Here is a 17,046-nt window from a genome sequence, read left to right as displayed (position 1 = left end):
TGTTCCGTCATCTTGGGCTTCATGCCGTCAAACGGTCAGAGACTATCTCACTCACCGGAGTTGCGCCAGTGTTAAATCCCGCCGTTTATCCGCGCACCGTTAGGCACAGCGATAAATGACAGGTATGATAAAGCAAATTTGAAGTGACGGCATGATGAATTGAGGAGTATATGCGGTATTGGGGTAAGGTGTTGGGCGTTATTCTGGGTTTTATATCCGGAGCAGGATTTTGGGGCGTGGTATTAGGCTTCCTGATAGGCCACATGATAGATAAGGCGCGCGGAGCGCGGGGCGGCGGCGGCGGCGGTTTTTTTGCCGATCAGCAAACCCGGCAAAATGTCTTTTTCCGCACCACCTTTCAGGTCATGGGGCATCTGACCAAGTCAAAGGGACGCGTTACCGAGGCGGATATCCAAAACGCCAGCCTGATGATGGATCGCCTGCGGCTTGACGGCGCCGCGCGCACCGCGGCGCAGCAGGCCTTCCGTGAAGGCAAGGAGAGCCAGTTTCCGCTGCGCGCGTCGCTGCGCGAGTTCCGCCAGGTATGCTTCGGGCGCTTCGATCTCGTCAGGATGTTTCTGGAAATTCAAATTCAGGCCGCATTCGCCGACGGATCGCTACATCCCAACGAGCGGCAGGTGTTGTATGTGATTGCCGAGGAGCTGGGCATCTCCCGGGTGCAGTTCGATCAATTTCTCAGCATGATGGAAGGCGGACAGCAGTTTGGCGGCGGAGAGTATGCGCAGGGCGGATACCGGCCCGGCGGCGAGCGCGGCCCGACCCTTGAGGATGCCTGCAAGGTGCTTGGCGTCAGCAGCACCGACGACGCCATCACCATCAAGCGCGCTTACCGCAAGCTGATGGGCGAGCACCATCCGGATAAGCTGGTGGCGAAAGGATTGCCGCCGGAGATGATGGAAATGGCCAAGCAGAAAACGCAGGCCATCCAGGCGGCCTACGATCTGATCAAGCGCGAAAAAGGATTCCACTGATCCGCCGCCGCCCCATCAATCATGGCGGGCCGCTCAGAAATCGGCTTCGCAGCGGAAATGAATGGGCGAATGGAAGGCCGGGTGGGTAATCGCCAGTTCCTGCGCGTGCAGCAGCAGCCGGCCGGCCATGGCTTTGGCCTCGGGCGTGGCGTAAAACCCATCGCCCAGGATCGGATGGCCGATGGCCTGCATATGCACCCGCAGCTGATGGGAACGTCCGGTGATCGGCATCAGCAACACCCGCGCGGTGAGATCCGCGTCATAGGATAATACCCGGTACTGCGTTTGCGCCGCCTTGCCGGTGTCGAAACACACCTTTTGCAGCGGACGCAGGGGCCAGTCGCATATCAGCGGTAAATCAATCAATCCCTCCTCCTGGGCGGGATGTCCCCATACCCTGGCGATATAGGACTTACGCGGCTCGCGTTCGCGGAACTGGCGTTTCAGCTCCCGTTCCGCCGCTTTGGTCAGCGCCACGACGATGACGCCGCTGGTGGCCATATCCAGCCGGTGTACGGACTGCGCCAGGGGAAATTGCGCCAGTACCCGGGTCATGACGCTGTCGTTATGTTCAGGCAGGCGACCGGGCACCGAGAGCAGGCCGCTGGGCTTGTTGACCGCCATGATATGCGCGTCCTGGTACAGGATATGCAGCCAGGGTTCGGTGGGCGGATTGTAGGGTTCCATGCTGCTCCGGTTTGCCCCGGGAGCATCGTCCCGGGGGGTGTTTTGCTTACTGATGGGTGACCACGATCAGGCGAATGGCATCCAGCCGCCAGTTGGCCTGGTCCAGTTGCTCGAGCACCTGCTGCCGGTTGGACGCCAGCGTCTCCAGCTCGTCCTCGCGGATAGCCGGATTGACGGCCTTTAACGCCTCCAGCCGATGCAGTTCGGCGCTCAGGCTTTCATCCGCCTGCCGCCGGGCGTTGTCGATAAGCACCCCGGCCTGTTTCGCCACCAGCGCTTCGCTGGCTTGCAGCAGCTTGTGCACCTCCGGCTGCACCGCGCTGACCAGTTTACCGGCGGTATGGCGCTTCACCGCGTTAAGCTGGCGGTTGAACTGCTCGAATTCAACCTGGCCGGCCAGATCGTTGCCGTTCTGATCGAGCAGCAACCGTACCGGCGTGGCGGGCAGGAAACGGGTCAACTGCAGTTTTTTCGGCGCGGACGCCTCCACGACATACACCAGTTCCACCAGCAGGGTGCCGGCCGGCAAGGCTTTGTTGCGCAGCAACGAAACCGCGCTGGTGCCGCTGTCGCCCGATAATACCAGATCCAGCCCGTTGCGGATGATGGGATGCTCCCAGCTGATAAACTGGGTATCTTCCCGCGACAGCGCCTGCTCGCGGTTAAAGGTAATGGTGCATCCCTCCTCGGGCAGACCGGGGAAATCAGGCACCAGCATATGCTCCGACGGCGTGAGCACAATCAGGCTGTCGCTGCGATCTTCCTGGTTGATGCCGACGATATCAAATAGGTTAAGCGCAAAGTTCACCAGCCCGGCGTCGCTGTCCTGGCCGGCGATGGCATCGGCCAGCGCCTGCGCCTGTTCCCCGCCGTTGGAATGTTGCTCCAGCAAACGGTCGCGCCCCTGCTCAAGCTGGAGCTTGAGCCGATCGTGCTCGCGGCGGCAGGCATGGATGAACTCATCCAGGCCATCAAGCCGGGCGGGTTCGCCCAGGTAGCTTATCAGCTGCTGATAGTATTGATCGTACAGCGTGCGGCCGGTCGGGCAGGTGTGCTCAAACGCGTCCAGGCCTTCATTATACCAGCGGATCAGCACCGCCTGGGCCGTTTGCTCCAGATAGGGCACGAAGATCAGGATATCGTGATTCTGGCCGATGCGATCCAGGCGGCCGATGCGCTGTTCCAGCAGATCCGGGTTAAAGGGCAAATCGAACATCACCATCCGGCTGGCGAACTGGAAGTTACGTCCCTCGGAGCCGATTTCCGAACATAACAGCACCTGGGCGCCGTCATCCTCCGCGGCAAAATAGGCGGCGGCGCGATCGCGATCGAGCAACGACAGCCCCTCGTGGAAAACGGCGGCGCGGATCCCCTCGCGCTCGCGCAGTACCTGTTCGAGCTGGAGCGCGGTGGCGGCATGGGCGCAGATGACCAGCACCTTCTCCTGCCGATTTTGCAGCAGGAATTCCATCAGCCATTCGACGCGGGGGTCAAAATTCCACCAGGTGGCGTTCTGGCCTTCGAACTGTTGATAAATCTGCTCGGGATACAGCATGTTGCGCGCGCGTTCATCCAGCGTGAGTTTGCCGCCCATGATGCCGGCCACTTTTATGGCGGTCTGGTATTGCGCGGGCAGCGGCAGCTTGATTTGATGCAGCAGGCGGCGCGGGAAGCCTTTGACGCCCTGGCGGGTATTGCGGAACAGCACCCGGCTGGTGCCGTGGCGATCCATCAGCATGGCGATAAGCTCTTGCCGCGCCGCCAGGGCGCGCTCATCCTCGCCATTGGCCACCGACAGCAGGGGTTCGATGCTTTGTTCGCCGATCATATCGGCCAGCAGGTTTTTGGCGTCTTTGTCCAGCGCCTTGCCGTTCAACAGCAGGGTTACCGCATCGGCCACCGGGCGATAACGCTGTTGCTCCGCGACGAACTCCTGATAGTCATGGAACCGATCCGGGTCCAGCAGCCGCAGCCGGGCGAAATGGCTTTGCAGCCCCAATTGCTCCGGGGTGGCGGTCAGCAATAAAATCCCGGGAATACTGCGCGCCAGCTGTTCGATGACCTGGTATTCGCGACTGGGGGCATCCTCGCTCCAGGAAAGATGATGCGCTTCATCCACCACCATCAGGTCGAATTCGGCGTCGGCCAGTTTTTCCAGCCGTTCGTGGTTGCGGCGGACAAAATCCAGCGAACACAACACCAGTTGTTCCGTTTCAAACGGATTATCGCTGTCCTGTAGCGCTTCGGCGTAGCGCTCGTCATCAAATAGCGAGAACAGCAGGTTGAAGCGGCGCAGCATTTCCACCAGCCACTGGTGCATCAACGACTCGGGCACCACGATCAGCACCCGCTCGGCGCGGCCGGTAAGCAGTTGCTGATGGATTATCATGCCGGCCTCGATGGTTTTACCCAGGCCGACCTCGTCCGCCAGCAGCACGCGCGGGGCGTAACGCTGTCCCACCTCCGAGGCGATATGCAGTTGATGCGGGATCAGGTTGGCGCGGATGCCGCGCAAGCCATTCCAGGCCTGGCGAAACTGTTCGCTGTGGAACTTGCGCGCCCGATAGCGCAGGGCAAAACGGTCCATGCGGTCGATCTGGCCGGCGAACAGGCGATCCTGCGGCTTGCTGAAGGTCAGTTTGCTGTCGAGCAGCACTTCCCGCAGCGAGGTATCGGCCTGGCCGTTATCCACCCGGGTGCCAACGTAGGTCAGCAGGCCATTGTCTTCGCGCACCGATTCCACGCTGAGCTGCCAGCCCTCATGGCTGGTGACGGTATCGCCGGGATTGAATATCACGCGGGTAATGGGCGCGTCCGCACTGGCGTAAAGACGGTTTTCACCGATGGCGGAAAACAGCAGGGTAACCATGCGGGCATCCTGTGCTACCACAGTTCCCAGTCCTAATTCACTTTCCGTATCGCTGATCCAGCGTTGACCTAGGGTAAAAGGCATAAATTCTCGGCTCGGTGTTATGTTAGGCAAAAATACCGGCAATAGCGCGGCTTGCCGCGGCCTGGCGCCACGACGGTGAAAAAAGCGGCAAGATTGATGTTGAGGTCTGAAAAGGCGCTATGTTAATGGATGAGTGTCGCTTCGTCACCTACCAATACATCACTTTAGCATCAAAACAGTCCCATCTGGCCTGATATAAGCGTAGCAAAGTCATCCCGCAGGAAGGGAAGGATGGCATCCGCCACCGGCTGGAGCTGTTTTGTCAGATAATGATTGTAGTCCGGCAGGCTGTGCCGGATTTCCAGGGGTTCGGGACCATGGGCGGTCATGATATAACTTATCCAGCCGCCGTTCTGGTACTGCAGCTGCCGGCCGTGCCGGGTATTGTATTCATCGGCGATGCGCGCCGCCCGGGCCTGCGGCGGCACGTTTTTCTGGTATTCGCTCAGCTTGCGCCGCAGACGCTTGCGATAAACCAGCAGGGCGTCCAGATCGCCGTTCAGGGTACGGCGGACATAGTCGCGCACAAAATCCTGATAAGGCTGGCGGCGGAAAATGCGTTCATATAACTGCTGCTGAAACTGCTGGGCCAGCGGCGTCCAGTCGCTGCGTACCGTCTCCAGGCCCTTGAATACCATGCGTTCGCCCTGCCGGTCCCGCACCAGGCCGGCATAGCGTTTTTTGCTGCCCAGCTCGGCGCCGCGGATGGTCGGCATCAGAAACCGGGTGAAGTGCGTCTCGTACTCAAGCTCCAGCGCGCTTTCAAGCCCCATGGCCTCGCGCAGGTGCGTTCGCCACCATTGATTGATGTCACTGACCAGGCGTTGACCGATGGCATCGGCCTCCTCCCCGTCATGGGCCTGTTTCAGCCAGACGAAGGTGGAGTCGGTATCGCCGTAGATAACCGGATAACCCCGGGCTTCGATAAGCTCGCGGGTCCGGTGCATGATGTCATGGCCGCGCAGGGTAATGGATGAAGCCAGGCGGGCGTCGAAAAAACGGCAGCCCGGCGCGCCCAAGACGCCGTAAAACGCGTTCATGATAATTTTTAACGCCTGGGATAAGGGCTGGTTTTCCTCCCGCTTCGCCCGTTCGCGCCCTTGCCAGAGTTCCCGCACGATGTCCGGCAGGCAGTGCCGGGTGCGGGAAAAGCGCGCGCCGATAAAACCTTCCACCGCCCCGTCCGGCGCCTCGGCGGCCATGCCTTCAATCAGCCCCACCGGATCAATGAGAAAGGTGCGGATAATGGAGGGATAAAGGCTTTTATAATCCAGCACCAGCACCGAATCGTACAGGCCGGGGCGAGAGTCCATGACGTACCCGCCTGGACTGGCCTGCATCGGTACATCGCCAAGATTGGGCGCGACAAAGCCCGCCCGGTGCATTCTGGGGAGGTATAGCCAGGTAAACGCGGCCACCGAGCCACCGCTGCGATCGGCCGCCAGGCCGGTGACGGTGGCGCGCTCCAGCAGGAACGCCAGCAGACGGGTATGGTCGAAGATGCGCGTCACCAATTCGCAATCCTTGATATTGTAGCGAGCCAGCGCCGGCTTATCCTCCAGGTACAACCGGTCGATTTCGTCCATGCGTTGATAAGGCGTCGAGATAGCCTTGCCTTCGCCCAGCAGGGTCTGCGCCACGTTTTCCAGGCTGAATGAAGAAAACTGCCAAAAAGCGGATTTCAGCGCCTCGATGCCGTCGATAATCAGGCGGCCGGCGGCGCCGGCGAAAAAATGTCCCGCCTTGACGCCATGTTCGCGCCATTCCAGCGCCGTGCCGCCGCGCCCGAGCTGCAAAGGCTGGTGATAGCGTTCCGCCTGTTTTTGCAGGATGCGTAAATCAAACTGCACCAGGTTCCAGCCGATTATGGCGTCGGGATCATGTTCGGCGAACCAAAGGTTCAGGCGCTGGATCAACAGCGCGCGGGTGGGCACGTATTCAAGGCCGTCGGCGGGATCTACGCCCGCGGCCGGGGGTTCGCCCAGCATGTAAACCCGCCGCTGCCCGCAGCCGTGCAGACCAATGCAATACAGCTCGCCGAAACGATTGGTTTCAATATCCAGGGAAACCAGCTTCAGCACGGGCCGGTAATCAGGCGCCGGCTTGAGCCGAGCGTCGGTAATGACGCCGTTTTCCTGAACATTGCCGTCAAACCAGACCGGAGCGGTGATAAAACGCTCCATTAAATAACGTTCGGGAGGGCGGATATCGGCCTCATACAGAGGAATGCCTGACTCGTTGAGCCGTTTTTCCAAACGGCCTAAATCGCGATAATGCCGGCAGTAAACGCCCACCACCGGGCGTCGGTGAAAATCACGCAGCGCCAGGGGCCGCAGCTCGCAGCCTGGAATGGCGTCCACCAGCATTTGCGCGCGCGGCACGCACTCCGCCGGCATAAACGCCACGGCGGGCTGCGGCGGCAGACTGATTTTTTGCGCGCCGCCATCGGTCGCCAGCCAGAAGTCGATGACGGCGCCGCCGGGAGCATCCCGCCAGTGGCGGGTGAGGACAAAACCCTGAACGGGCAGGGATTGGTCTGGCATGGCGTCTGGATATCCGGTTAAAGTAAAAGAAGCGCAGCCTTAACTGAGGCGCTATGATAATTATGATTATTTATACAGTGTTTGTCCAGTTGCGCCGGTTGACCCGCCGCCGCTGCCAAATCCGCATACAATTGTTACATTGACCCGCGGGCCATATAGCCCCGACAATCCGTCGGTTAAATGAATCTGAGGGGGTTATGCTGGCTTTTTTTGAACACTGGGTTACGCAGTCATTGGCTTTTTCGCTTTTTGCCGTCTCGTTGGTGGCATTCCTTGAATCTTTGGCGTTTGTCGGGCTGTTATTACCCGGCACGGTGATGATGGCGACGTTGGGCGCGCTTATCGGCAGCGGGGCGATGGGATTTTATCCCGCCTGGGCGGCGGGTATCGTCGGGTGTTTTCTTGGCGACTGGGTGTCCTATTTTATCGGCCATGGCTGTAAAAAATCGCTGCAACGCTGGTCGTTCCTGAAAAAACACCGCGCAACGCTTAATAAAATCGAATACGCGCTGCATCGCCACAGCGTCCTGACGATATTGGCCGGTCGGTTTATCGGCCCGACCCGGCCGCTGGTACCCATGGTGGCGGGGATGCTGAACCTGCCGCCCCTGAAATTCGCGCTGCCCAATATTATCGGCTGCCTGAGTTGGCCTCCTGCCTATTTTATGCCCGGCATCCTGGCCGGGGTGGCGATTGGTATTCCAGACGGCCAGCGCTCCGGGCAATTCCGCGGTCTGTTGTTGGGCGTCGCCCTGCTGGTCTGGCTGGCCGGCTGGCTTTGCTGGCGATGGCATCGAAGCGGTAAACACAATGCCGACCGCCTCGTCCGTTGGCTGCCGTTGTCGCGGTTGCGCTGGCTGGCCCCGCTGTGCCTGCTGGCGACGGTTGCGGCGCTGGTAGCGCTTATTTCACATCCTCTGATGCCGGTATATGCCGTTCAGTTCTGGAAGGTGGTCAAGATTTGACCTGATGATTCAGTACTTGGAAAACAATGCATATATCGCCTTGGCCAAGTCCGGCTGCGTGCCGATAATCGAGGAAAAATTCTCCGCCAACACCGTGCCCGTGCTGGTTAACAATTCCCGAAATTGCAGCGCGGTCAGGCTTTGTTTATTGGCTATGGCGATACTCGACAGGCATGCCGCCACGCCGGCGACAATGGGATTGGCCGGGGAGTTACCGGAAAAATTATTTATATACCAGGCATTGGTTTTATTAAGCAAGGTGGCATAACCATAGGAGGTGGTCACCACAAAATCACCCCAGCTAGAACTGTCGATGCGCGAACCAAAATTACTATAGGCGGCTCTCAAACCCGTTCTTGGGTCTAGGGCGCCGACGATAATAGCGCCTGAATCTTTTAGATTACGATTGAATTTACCATTAAGCGCCGGATGGTCCAGATTAGCCGCGCCATTTCCCGCGGCCTCGATGACATGAATACCTTTAGAGGTTAACGCGGAAATCATATCAAACCAGGCAGGTTCACATTCCACCGGCAGATAACATTCCTGATTATAATAAGACATATTTCCGCCTTGGTGTTGCATGCCTATTTGGATTACGTCGCCAGCCTTAAGGCGGTAATACAGATTATATAAATATTGCAGCCCCCTGGCGGCATAACCCACTTTTGCCCGGCTGGCGATGCCCAGGATGCCATACCCCAGTTCCAGTCCCGCCATCACGCCTACCGACGCGGTATTGTCGCTGCCGACCGTGACGGTGCCTTCGACGATCGCCCGTTCCGGCGGCAGATTATGATGGCCGGTAAACCAGGCATCAGGCTCGTTGGTGATAATGGTGACATTCTCGCCCCTGCCGCCGGCATAGTTTAAGCCCGCCGTGCCGTCGACCCCGCCGAGGCGGAAACTATTAAAGCATTGCCTGGCCGGCCACAGGTAATACTGCAAAGGAATGAAATTATGGTTTTCCGCTTTCTGAGGCGATTTCGGCTCATCATCAAGATCGGATTTATTGGCTTGAAAACCGTTATGAGTGCTGGCGGCGCGGAGCGTTACGGGTTCCGCGGTGGGATAAACCGTCTCCACTGAACTGAATAAGGCAATAGCGTGAAGTATTTCATTTATATATGAAACCGAGTTGACATTCTCATTAAAAAACTTAATTTTAAAATACCGATCCAAACCGAATCTTTTATTCATTTCCCTGGCCGCGTCATCCCTTGGACTGGCGGATATGTCGAATAAGGGGGTAGCCCCCATTGTTTCAAAGTTGAATTTCAGTTCGTGCTCAATTTTTTGCGCCTCCGCAAAATAATAGGCTCCGGCATTGTTGCGTTTGAGTTGAAACACGATGCTGGTATATTTGACCCCCTGCTGAGCAAAGAAGTCAATTTTTTTGAGAATTTTATCACTCATTATAGATAACCCCCGATAATAAAAAAGCCTTTGACGGGCGACGATTCAGACCGTCATTTTGTTGTTTATCCTGAACTAGATTAAAATGTGCATAAGGGTTTCCCATCGATGATGCATTATCTCCTGATGAATAAATTAATGGTTAGCAAGAATTTCTAATGGAAAAAGATGAGTGGAATCACTATTATCTATCATCCTTTTTTGCGCGGGGTACTTTGCCCCTTTGTCGCATAATGTTGAATGCTGCTGTTGTAAATGGGCTTTTTAAAATATTTATGCCGATTGTAGGTTATATACAATACGAGAAGCGGAAGTCGAATAAGTAATTTATATAATATTTTATTTAATATAAACTCTAATTGAGATAAATCAAACAGTATTCTCTGGCAATAGTGTGAAGTAAGTCAATATTTATCTTAATGTTAGATTATCTTATCTTTAAATTGCTATTTATGCGTAATATCCTATTTTTCTTTAAATTCAAAGAAAAAAAACCTTCGGATGATAAAAAATGCTTATGTTTGCCGGGAAAGTTCGCGGACAACCCGGACAAACGGCTGGATCCAGGCAGGCAGTGGAGACGCGCAACGATGGTAATCCTTGGATTGTGCGGCGGAAAGTAATCGTTTAAGATTAAATTCATAATGTTATGGGCAGGCGCTTTGATGTGGATATAATTGATGACGTAAAACGGGGCTCAATGATGATTTCAGGATGCGAACGGCCGGCGGCCCAGCCCCTTATAAGCAGGTTGGGACGCTGGCCGTAAAAAATACCGCAATTAACATTCAGGTGTTGGCATGCGGAACCCGAATGTGGATAACATCTGTATGCCATTTCTTATTTATTGTACGATGATAATTTCCCCGAGCATTGGCGCAATGTGGTTCATTGCGGGTGTGAAGGGTGCTTTGTATTGCAATAATAAGACTGAACATGCCCAACATTGCCGGCCATGATAAAACCAGTCACGACACTTTTTTGCATGTCGGCATTTCTCAAACGGCACCTATTTTTACCATATACTAATGATAATTTTATTATCAAAATGTGAATCGGCTCAAGAATGCTATTTTTAGCTATCCACCACAAGGCTATTTCAACGCCGGCGCGCTGGCATTCCTACAATATGCAGCCGTGGCGTTCCGCCTTTATTACGCCGCGAGATAAAGCGCGGCATTAGCCCGGCGCGCGTGGCGAAATACCCAGAATGGCGGCTTCGGCCGCTTCCCCGGTGGCGAGGCGCGAGGTAAGACCGTCATAATAAATCCTGCCATCGACAATCAGCAGGGTGCGCGGCGCGATGCGCACGGCGTCATCCAGGTTGTGCGATACCATCAGCAGGGTCAGGCCGCGTCTGTTGCATACCGCTTCCACCCGTTGCAGCATATCCACGCGCAGGGCGGGATCGAGTGCGGAAAACGGCTCGTCCAGCAGCAGAATGGGGCGGTCGCGCACCAGGCAGCGCGCCAGCGCCGCGCGCTGTCGCTGTCCGCCGGACAACTGTCCCGGCAGACGGTCCAATAGCGTCTCAAGCCCTACCTGTTGCGCCACCTCGTTTAACGCTTGCCTGTGCGCCGGGGTTAACGCCAATCCCGGATGCAGTCCCAGCCCGATATTTTCCGCCACCGTCAGATGGGCGAACAGGTTATGCTCCTGGAACAGCATCGAAACGGGTCTGCGGGCGGGCGGGGTGGCGCTGTGATCCTGGCCGTTTAGCCTGAGGACGCCGCTGTGCAAGGGCAGAAATCCGGCAATCAGGTTGAGCAGGGTGCTTTTGCCGGCGCCGCTCGGGCCCAGGACGGCGACCTTTTCGCCGGCCGCCAGCCGCAGGTCAAAGCGCATCGGCAAATGTTGGTAAAGATAGGTCGCTTTATCCAGTTCTATCATGCAGCCCCGAGAGTTTTTCAATTAGCGTAAACAGTAAAAAGCACAGCGCCAGCAGGAACAGCGCGGTGACGGCCCCGTCCTGACTGTGGTAAGCGCCGATCTGTTGATAAAGATACAGCGGCAGGGTACGGAAATGTTCATTGCCGAACAGGGCCACCACGCCAAAATCGCCCAGCGACAGGATGGACGCGAAAGCCATGGCGCGGCCTATCGGCTGGCGCAATGCGCGCCATTCCACCCAATGTAGCCGCGTGATGCCGCGCATATCCAGGGACAAGCATAAACGATTGTATCTTTGCGCCAGATCCAGCATCGGCGTTTCCAGGATTTTCAGGGCGTAGGGGATGGCCATCAGCGCATTGGTCAGTATCACCAACGCATAAGGGGAACGGGGCAGTCCCAGGGTATGGGTGGCAATCAGGAAAAAACCGGTGGCAAGCACTATGCCCGGCATCGCCAGGATCAGCATGCCGCTAAGCTCTAGCCCTTGGGCCGCCCAGGGACGCTGGCGCAGCCGCAGCTCGCGGCTGCTCCAAAGCAGCATCAGGGTCAGCGTCACGCAAAGCAGTCCCGCGCCCAGGGCAATACGCAGCGAGGTCAGCAGCGCCGACCATAACGCCGCCTGCGACAACACCCGCTCCATGCCGATGGTAATGCCGCCGGTCACCACCGCCAGCAGGGGCGGCGCCAGCAGCGCCAGCGCCAGGACAATAAACAGCGCGTCGGTCAGCCGGCGCGCCAGGTTGTCGCCTGGGTTGCGCCAGGATGAAAAATGCGTCGCCCCCACGGGAAACGCGCGGGTCAGCCGCTGGCTTGACAACACCAGTCCCAGGCAACAGACCATCTGCACCAGGGCCAGCAGCGCGGCGCGGCCAGGATCGTAGTCGTAGCTTAAGGCCTGATAAATCGCCAGTTCGATGGTGGTCGCCCGCGGCCCGCCGCCAAGCGCCAGCACCGTGGCGAAACTGGCGAAGCAAAGCATAAATATCAACGCCGCCGCGGGCAGCAGCTGACGGCGCAGATAAGGCCACTCCAGAATGCGGAAAAAATTCCAGCCGGACATGTCCAGCTGCGCGGCCAACTGGCGCTGTTCCACCGGGATGGCCTCCAACGCCTGCAACAACAGGCGGGTGGCCAGCGGCAGGTTGAAAAAAACGTGGGCCAGCAGGATCCCGCGCAGACCGTAGGGTGAAAAGCCGTAAGGGATATGCAGCCAAAGACAGAGCTGCGCCAGCCAGCCCTGGCGGCCATACACGCTCAGGATGCCGAATACCGCCACCAGTACCGGCAGCACCAACGTCATGGCGCAAAAGCGCAGCAGCAGCAGGCGCCCAGGGAACCGACGGCGGTAAAGCGCCCGCGCCAGGAAAATGGCGGGCAGCACCGAAAGCAGCGCCGACAGCAGCGCCTGCCAAAAGGTAAAGCGCAGCACATGCCAGAGGTAGCTGTCCGTCAGCATGGCGCGCCATTGTGGCGCAGGCGCGTTGAGCCACAGGGCGCCGACCGCCGCCAGGGCAACGGCCGTCAACAGCAGCGCCGCCAGCAGCCCAGGCCATAACCAGCGCGGCATTATTGGCTGACGGAGCGTAACCAGTTCTGGGTCCATTCGCTTCGTTTGGCCGCGACGTCCTCCGCGCTGAAATTCAGCGTCTTGGCCGGCAACACGTCAAAGCCGGCCGGCAGCGCGGTTTTGATAACCGGATACATCCAGTTACCCTTCGGGATCGTCTCCTGGAAGGCCGGGGAAACAATAAAGCGCATAAACTGCTGCGCCAACTGCGGATTCTTGCTGGCGGCCAACTGTGCCGCCACCTCGACCTGAAGATAATGGCCTTCGCTGAAGGCGGCGGCGGCATAGTTATCTTTCTTTTCCTCATTGATATGATAGGCCGGCGACGTGGTATAGCTGAGCACCATATCCGCTTCCCCTTTCAGGAATAAGCCATAGGCTTCGCTCCAGCCCTTGGTGACGGTAACGGTTTTTTTCGCCAGCCGCCGCCAGGCCTGGGGCGCCTGATCGCCATAGACCTGTTGTACCCAAAGCAATAAGCCCAGGCCCGGAGTGCTGGTGCGCGGGTCTTCGTAAATGATTTTCAGCGCCTGCGGGCCGTCAACCAGTTCATGCAGGCTTTTGGGCGGGTTTTTTAACGTGTTCTTGTTATAGACAAAAGCGAAATACCCGTAATCAAAAGGCAGGAAGGTGGCGTCTCGCCAGCCGTCCGGCAGGGTGAGGCGCGAGGTATCGACGTTGTGCGCCGCGAAGAGATGGGTATCCTGCGCGGCTTTAAGCAGGTTGTTATCCAGACCCAGCGCCACATCCGCGTCGCTGTTCTTGCCTTCAACGCGCAGTCGGTTGAGCAGGGCGACGCCGTCTTCCTGCACCACGAACTTCAGCTCGCAGTCGCATTGTTTTTCGAAGGCGGTTTTGATAGCCGGTCCCGGTCCCCATTCCGAGGCAAAGGAATCATAGGTGTAAACCGTCAGGACGGGTTTTGCCAGCGCCGGGGCGGCGGCTAACAACAGCAGGCAGGGTAACCATTTTTTCAACACTTCGCGCTCCTGGAAAAAAAAGGCGGCAAAGGCGTTTGAGGCAGCAAAGCGCACTCTCAAATCCCTTCGCCGGTATTAGCCGGATCAGGTTCGACGGGTATACTCTCAGCTCGCGTCCAGGCTAATACTCCGCCGGGAGGTTCGCACCCCGTTGAGAACAGGTTCAAGTGTAAAGCTTTTATCCCCGGCTTAACAGCGCCGCTTACATCGCCCGGGGATCCGGCGGCGCGAACCAGGCGGATTTAAAATCAAACCATCCCAGCGTGTTCATCCGGATACCACGCATGCTGCGCTGTCCCTGCAAAATCAGCCAATGATGGAACAGCGGATGCAGACGGTGGCCGGTGACCAGCGATCGGCACCATTCCGCCATGGATAAACCGCTGCCGCGCCATTCCTCCAGCGCGAGGTCAAGGCCGGCCGGCAGGCATTGATGCATGAGCGGCATTTCGTAAAAACTGGCGAACAGGGAATAGTCCAGCGGCAGATAAAAATTGGCGCTGCCCAGCCATATGTCGCTTGCGGCCTCACCGTTATGCCAGTCGGCGTAATCCACGGTATTGACCACCAGCGCAATCTCCTGGCGGGCCAGCACCTCAGCCAGCGCGCGGCAAAGATCGTCGAATTCCGGATGGGCGCGGTACCGCGTCAGGGTGAGGCTGTGCAACCCCGCGGGTTTGGGACTGGGGGCGGCGACCCGGCTATGGTGCCAGCGCGGCAGGATGCCGTATGCCGGCGACCAGTAGTGCTGATAGGCCGGCCCCGCTTCGGTCAGCATGGAGATGGGATCGATATTTTCACTCAGCCAACGGCGGATATCGTCGTTTTGCATCAGCGGCGATCGGTCATCGTAGAGCAGGAAATAGCAGCCTTCCTCCAGCCGGGTCTCCAATTCATCATGGCCGCTGTTGTCCGCCTGGAGCTGGACGCCGGAGTAACTCAGCTCGGCGGTCAGCTCCGGCAGTACCCAGATGTTCACTTCATCGATCAGCGCCCGATAGCCGAAATAATCATCGAAGGCGCGGATCTTCAATAGGCTGTCCCGGTTATCGATAACCTCGTAAGGCCCGGTGCCGACAGGGCGGCGGGCAAAGTCCGGCATCGTCTGCCATTCTTGCGGCAAAATCATCGCCGGCACGCTGCCCAGCAGCCAGGGCAGCCAGTTGTCCGCGGCGGTTAACATGATATCAATGGTATTGGCTATGGCGCTGGAGACATTTTTTATATGGTTAAACAGTGGATTTTTCCGCAGGCGCAGCAAAGTGAGGCACACATCGTCCGGGGTCAGCTCGCGGCCATGATGGAAATGGATCCCCGGACGCAGGTAAAAACGCCATTGCAACGGTGAAATTTGCTGCCAGTGGTGGGCAAGGTCTGCTTCCAGTTCCCCATTTTCCTCATTTATTTTGGTTAAGCCGCTGAAAATCTGCCGGACGATATGGTTGTCCGAACGCCGCAGCGGACTGCCGGGCAGCAGGTTTAGCAACGGGCGATAATAAAGTACCCGTAAAATGTGCTTGCCCCGGCGGAAGCTGCGTCCCAAATGGGAAAGCAACATTTGCCGCACCGCGTCCTTATCGCCCACCAGTTGGACCAACTGCTCGATACGATCCTGCTCCAGCAGGTCCTCCGCCCGCTGCTGCTGCAATGCCAGGCCGGTATAATAAAAAATCAACTGGGAACGCTTGCCCCGTCCGGCGGCCGGTTGCCACTCCAGCCAGCCCATTTGCCGCATGTTTTTCAGCAGCGTGCGGGCATGGCGGCGGGTACAGCTCAGCGCCCGCGCCAGTTCATGCAGCGTGGTTTCACACGGCCTGCCCTGGCAGCTTTGCCACAGGCGGATATATTGTTGTTGCAAGCGAGGAGAGGGCATAAATGAGGAAGACTCCTTAAAAAGTCATCTGTTTTTCTTCCTACATATTAGGCCGATACTGTCCGGGTCGAAAGGGTGGAATAGGGGATGTCATGATGAAAATAGCCTGCTTGCGCCGGTTTTATCAGCGTTATTTTATCGCCATCGGCGGGCGCGGCGTGATCCGACCCGATGAAGGGCGTAGCGCACAGCGCATGGCGCTGTTGCTCCAGGTGACCCAATGGCATATGGATTCGCTGTCCGAGCAGGAATACCGGGAGTGGATGTAAAGGAGCTACGGCGATAGCACGGAAGGGGCGGGTGTTTTCGTATGCCGGGTCGGTGGATTTTTGCGGGCTGCGCGGGTGGCGGGTATATGCGGGGGCTGGGGTATTTTCGCTTGCCGGGTGCGGACGGTTTGGTGGATTTTTGCGGGCTGCGCGGGTGGCGGGTATATGCGGGGCCTGGGGTATTTTCGCTTGCCGTAAACGGGGTATTTTATGGGGAGCCAGGCGCTGGCAAGCGACAAGGGGATGGCAGTCGCGCCATCCCCTTGACCCCGCGCTCCCGGCAGATCGCGCGCCGCAAGCGGTGCCTTCCGGCGCCGGTTTCCGCCTTTGGCACCGTCCCGTACGCGCTCCCGGCGCGAACGGGCCTCTCGCCGCGTCCTGCGGCTCGTGCCGGCGGAACCGGCGCCGTCAGCGCGCTCCATGCCGGCCCAAAGGCCCGCTCCCTTATGCCCTGCGTTCAAATTTCCGGCATTCAAATCCCGGCATTCAAAATTTCCGGCGTTCAAATTTCCGGCGTTCCAATTTCCGGCATTCAAATTTCCGGCATTCAAATTTCCGGCATCCAAATCCCGGCATTCAAATTTCCGGCATTCAAATATTGCCATAACATAAAGACGGCTTTTGGGTTGCAGACGATGGTGTTGACGTTGTCCCGGCATCGAGTGCGCTGGCGGCACAAAGCCCGGCTGGATGAGCCGCCGGGAGCGGCTCAAGCTAAGGGGCGCGCCGGGAGCGCGTCCCGTGCGGTCCAAAAGTCGGGATGTTGTGCCGCCAGGGACCGCGCAGCGGCGCACGATCTGCCGGCAGCCCGGGAGTTGAGAGGGCCGGGCTAGCGGCCCTCTCATCGCTTGCCTGCACCAGGCAACAGGGAACGCCGCCGCCCGCGGCAAGTGAAACCCGCTCCCAGC

At 58.0% G+C, this 17,046-nt stretch carries 12 protein-coding genes and 1 riboswitch; of the genes, 4 read left to right on the top strand and 8 right to left on the bottom strand.

The window, feature by feature from the left end:
* Positions 1 to 170 precede the first annotated feature (170 nt).
* Positions 171 to 992, top strand: a complete 822-nt coding sequence (gene djlA, locus VGC33_RS16645) for a co-chaperone DjlA (RefSeq protein WP_331121888.1) — start codon at positions 171 to 173, stop codon at positions 990 to 992.
* 33 nt (positions 993 to 1,025) lie between these two features.
* Here the strand turns inward: djlA and rluA are convergent, their stop codons facing one another.
* The 3 genes from rluA to VGC33_RS16630 form a co-directional block, all read right to left on the bottom strand.
* Complete coding sequence (gene rluA / locus VGC33_RS16640; RefSeq protein WP_331121887.1) at positions 1,026 to 1,679, bottom strand: bifunctional tRNA pseudouridine(32) synthase/23S rRNA pseudouridine(746) synthase RluA; 654 nt, start codon at positions 1,677 to 1,679, stop codon at positions 1,026 to 1,028.
* Positions 1,680 to 1,725: 46 nt separating this feature from the next.
* Positions 1,726 to 4,632, bottom strand: coding sequence for an RNA polymerase-associated protein RapA (rapA, locus tag VGC33_RS16635; protein ID WP_331121886.1), 2,907 nt, complete (start codon positions 4,630 to 4,632; stop codon positions 1,726 to 1,728).
* A gap of 170 nt (positions 4,633 to 4,802) precedes the next feature.
* The gene (locus VGC33_RS16630; RefSeq protein WP_331121885.1) at positions 4,803 to 7,175 is read right to left on the bottom strand and encodes a DNA polymerase II; all 2,373 of its coding nucleotides are present in this window, start codon (positions 7,173 to 7,175) and stop codon (positions 4,803 to 4,805) included.
* Positions 7,176 to 7,372: 197 nt separating this feature from the next.
* On the opposite strand from VGC33_RS16630, the gene VGC33_RS16625 reads away from it, so the two are divergent.
* Positions 7,373 to 8,140 carry a DedA family protein gene (locus VGC33_RS16625; RefSeq protein ID WP_331121884.1) on the top strand — a complete coding sequence of 256 codons (768 nt, stop codon included), beginning with the start codon at positions 7,373 to 7,375 and terminating at the stop codon, positions 8,138 to 8,140.
* Between the two features lie 9 nt (positions 8,141 to 8,149).
* Here VGC33_RS16625 and VGC33_RS16620 read toward each other — a convergent pair whose 3' ends face one another.
* The 5 genes from VGC33_RS16620 to sgrR all read right to left on the bottom strand — a co-directional run bounded on the left by VGC33_RS16620 (position 8,150) and on the right by sgrR (position 15,869).
* Positions 8,150 to 9,556: a S8 family serine peptidase gene (locus VGC33_RS16620; RefSeq protein WP_331121883.1), complete on the bottom strand. Its 1,407-nt coding sequence runs from the start codon at positions 9,554 to 9,556 to the stop codon at positions 8,150 to 8,152.
* A 1,179-nt stretch (positions 9,557 to 10,735) separates the two neighbouring features.
* Positions 10,736 to 11,446, bottom strand: coding sequence for a thiamine ABC transporter ATP-binding protein ThiQ (thiQ, locus tag VGC33_RS16615; RefSeq protein ID WP_331121882.1), 711 nt, complete (start codon positions 11,444 to 11,446; stop codon positions 10,736 to 10,738).
* Positions 11,430 to 13,040 (bottom strand): thiamine/thiamine pyrophosphate ABC transporter permease ThiP, encoded by a 1,611-nt coding sequence (gene thiP / locus VGC33_RS16610; RefSeq protein ID WP_331121890.1) that lies wholly within the window; start codon positions 13,038 to 13,040, stop codon positions 11,430 to 11,432. The genes thiQ and thiP overlap by 17 nt, the downstream gene beginning before the upstream one ends.
* A complete protein-coding gene (thiB, locus tag VGC33_RS16605) occupies positions 13,016 to 13,996 on the bottom strand; it encodes a thiamine ABC transporter substrate binding subunit (protein ID WP_331121889.1) in 981 nt (326 codons plus the stop codon). The genes thiP and thiB overlap by 25 nt, the downstream gene beginning before the upstream one ends.
* A gap of 43 nt (positions 13,997 to 14,039) precedes the next feature.
* Positions 14,040 to 14,157, bottom strand: a riboswitch (TPP riboswitch).
* Positions 14,158 to 14,198: 41 nt separating this feature from the next.
* A complete protein-coding gene (sgrR, locus tag VGC33_RS16600) occupies positions 14,199 to 15,869 on the bottom strand; it encodes an HTH-type transcriptional regulator SgrR (RefSeq protein ID WP_331121881.1) in 1,671 nt (556 codons plus the stop codon).
* 92 nt (positions 15,870 to 15,961) lie between these two features.
* On the opposite strand from sgrR, the gene sgrT reads away from it, so the two are divergent.
* Together sgrT and VGC33_RS23275 are read left to right on the top strand one after the other, a co-directional pair.
* Positions 15,962 to 16,138 carry a glucose uptake inhibitor SgrT gene (sgrT, locus tag VGC33_RS16595; RefSeq protein ID WP_331121880.1) on the top strand — a complete coding sequence of 59 codons (177 nt, stop codon included), beginning with the start codon at positions 15,962 to 15,964 and terminating at the stop codon, positions 16,136 to 16,138.
* 31 nt (positions 16,139 to 16,169) lie between these two features.
* Positions 16,170 to 16,745, top strand: a complete 576-nt coding sequence (locus tag VGC33_RS23275; protein WP_414636948.1) for a pentapeptide repeat-containing protein — start codon at positions 16,170 to 16,172, stop codon at positions 16,743 to 16,745.
* The last annotated feature ends 301 nt before the right edge of the window (positions 16,746 to 17,046 follow it).

Source organism: Acerihabitans sp., assembly GCF_036398755.1.
GTDB lineage: Bacteria > Pseudomonadota > Gammaproteobacteria > Enterobacterales > Enterobacteriaceae > Acerihabitans.
Note: the sequence above shows the minus strand (reverse complement) of the source record. Positions and strands in the feature narration are given on the sequence as shown.

Coding starts and splice junctions, on each gene's coding strand:
- djlA (WP_331121888.1), top strand. CDS start 171: ATGCGGTATTGGGGTAAGGTGTTGGGCGTTATTCTGGGTTTTATATCC.
- rluA (WP_331121887.1), bottom strand. CDS start 1,679: ATGGAACCCTACAATCCGCCCACCGAACCCTGGCTGCATATCCTGTAC.
- rapA (WP_331121886.1), bottom strand. CDS start 4,632: ATGCCTTTTACCCTAGGTCAACGCTGGATCAGCGATACGGAAAGTGAA.
- VGC33_RS16630 (WP_331121885.1), bottom strand. CDS start 7,175: ATGCCAGACCAATCCCTGCCCGTTCAGGGTTTTGTCCTCACCCGCCAC.
- VGC33_RS16625 (WP_331121884.1), top strand. CDS start 7,373: ATGCTGGCTTTTTTTGAACACTGGGTTACGCAGTCATTGGCTTTTTCG.
- VGC33_RS16620 (WP_331121883.1), bottom strand. CDS start 9,556: ATGAGTGATAAAATTCTCAAAAAAATTGACTTCTTTGCTCAGCAGGGG.
- thiQ (WP_331121882.1), bottom strand. CDS start 11,446: ATGATAGAACTGGATAAAGCGACCTATCTTTACCAACATTTGCCGATG.
- sgrR (WP_331121881.1), bottom strand. CDS start 15,869: ATGCCCTCTCCTCGCTTGCAACAACAATATATCCGCCTGTGGCAAAGC.
- sgrT (WP_331121880.1), top strand. CDS start 15,962: ATGATGAAAATAGCCTGCTTGCGCCGGTTTTATCAGCGTTATTTTATC.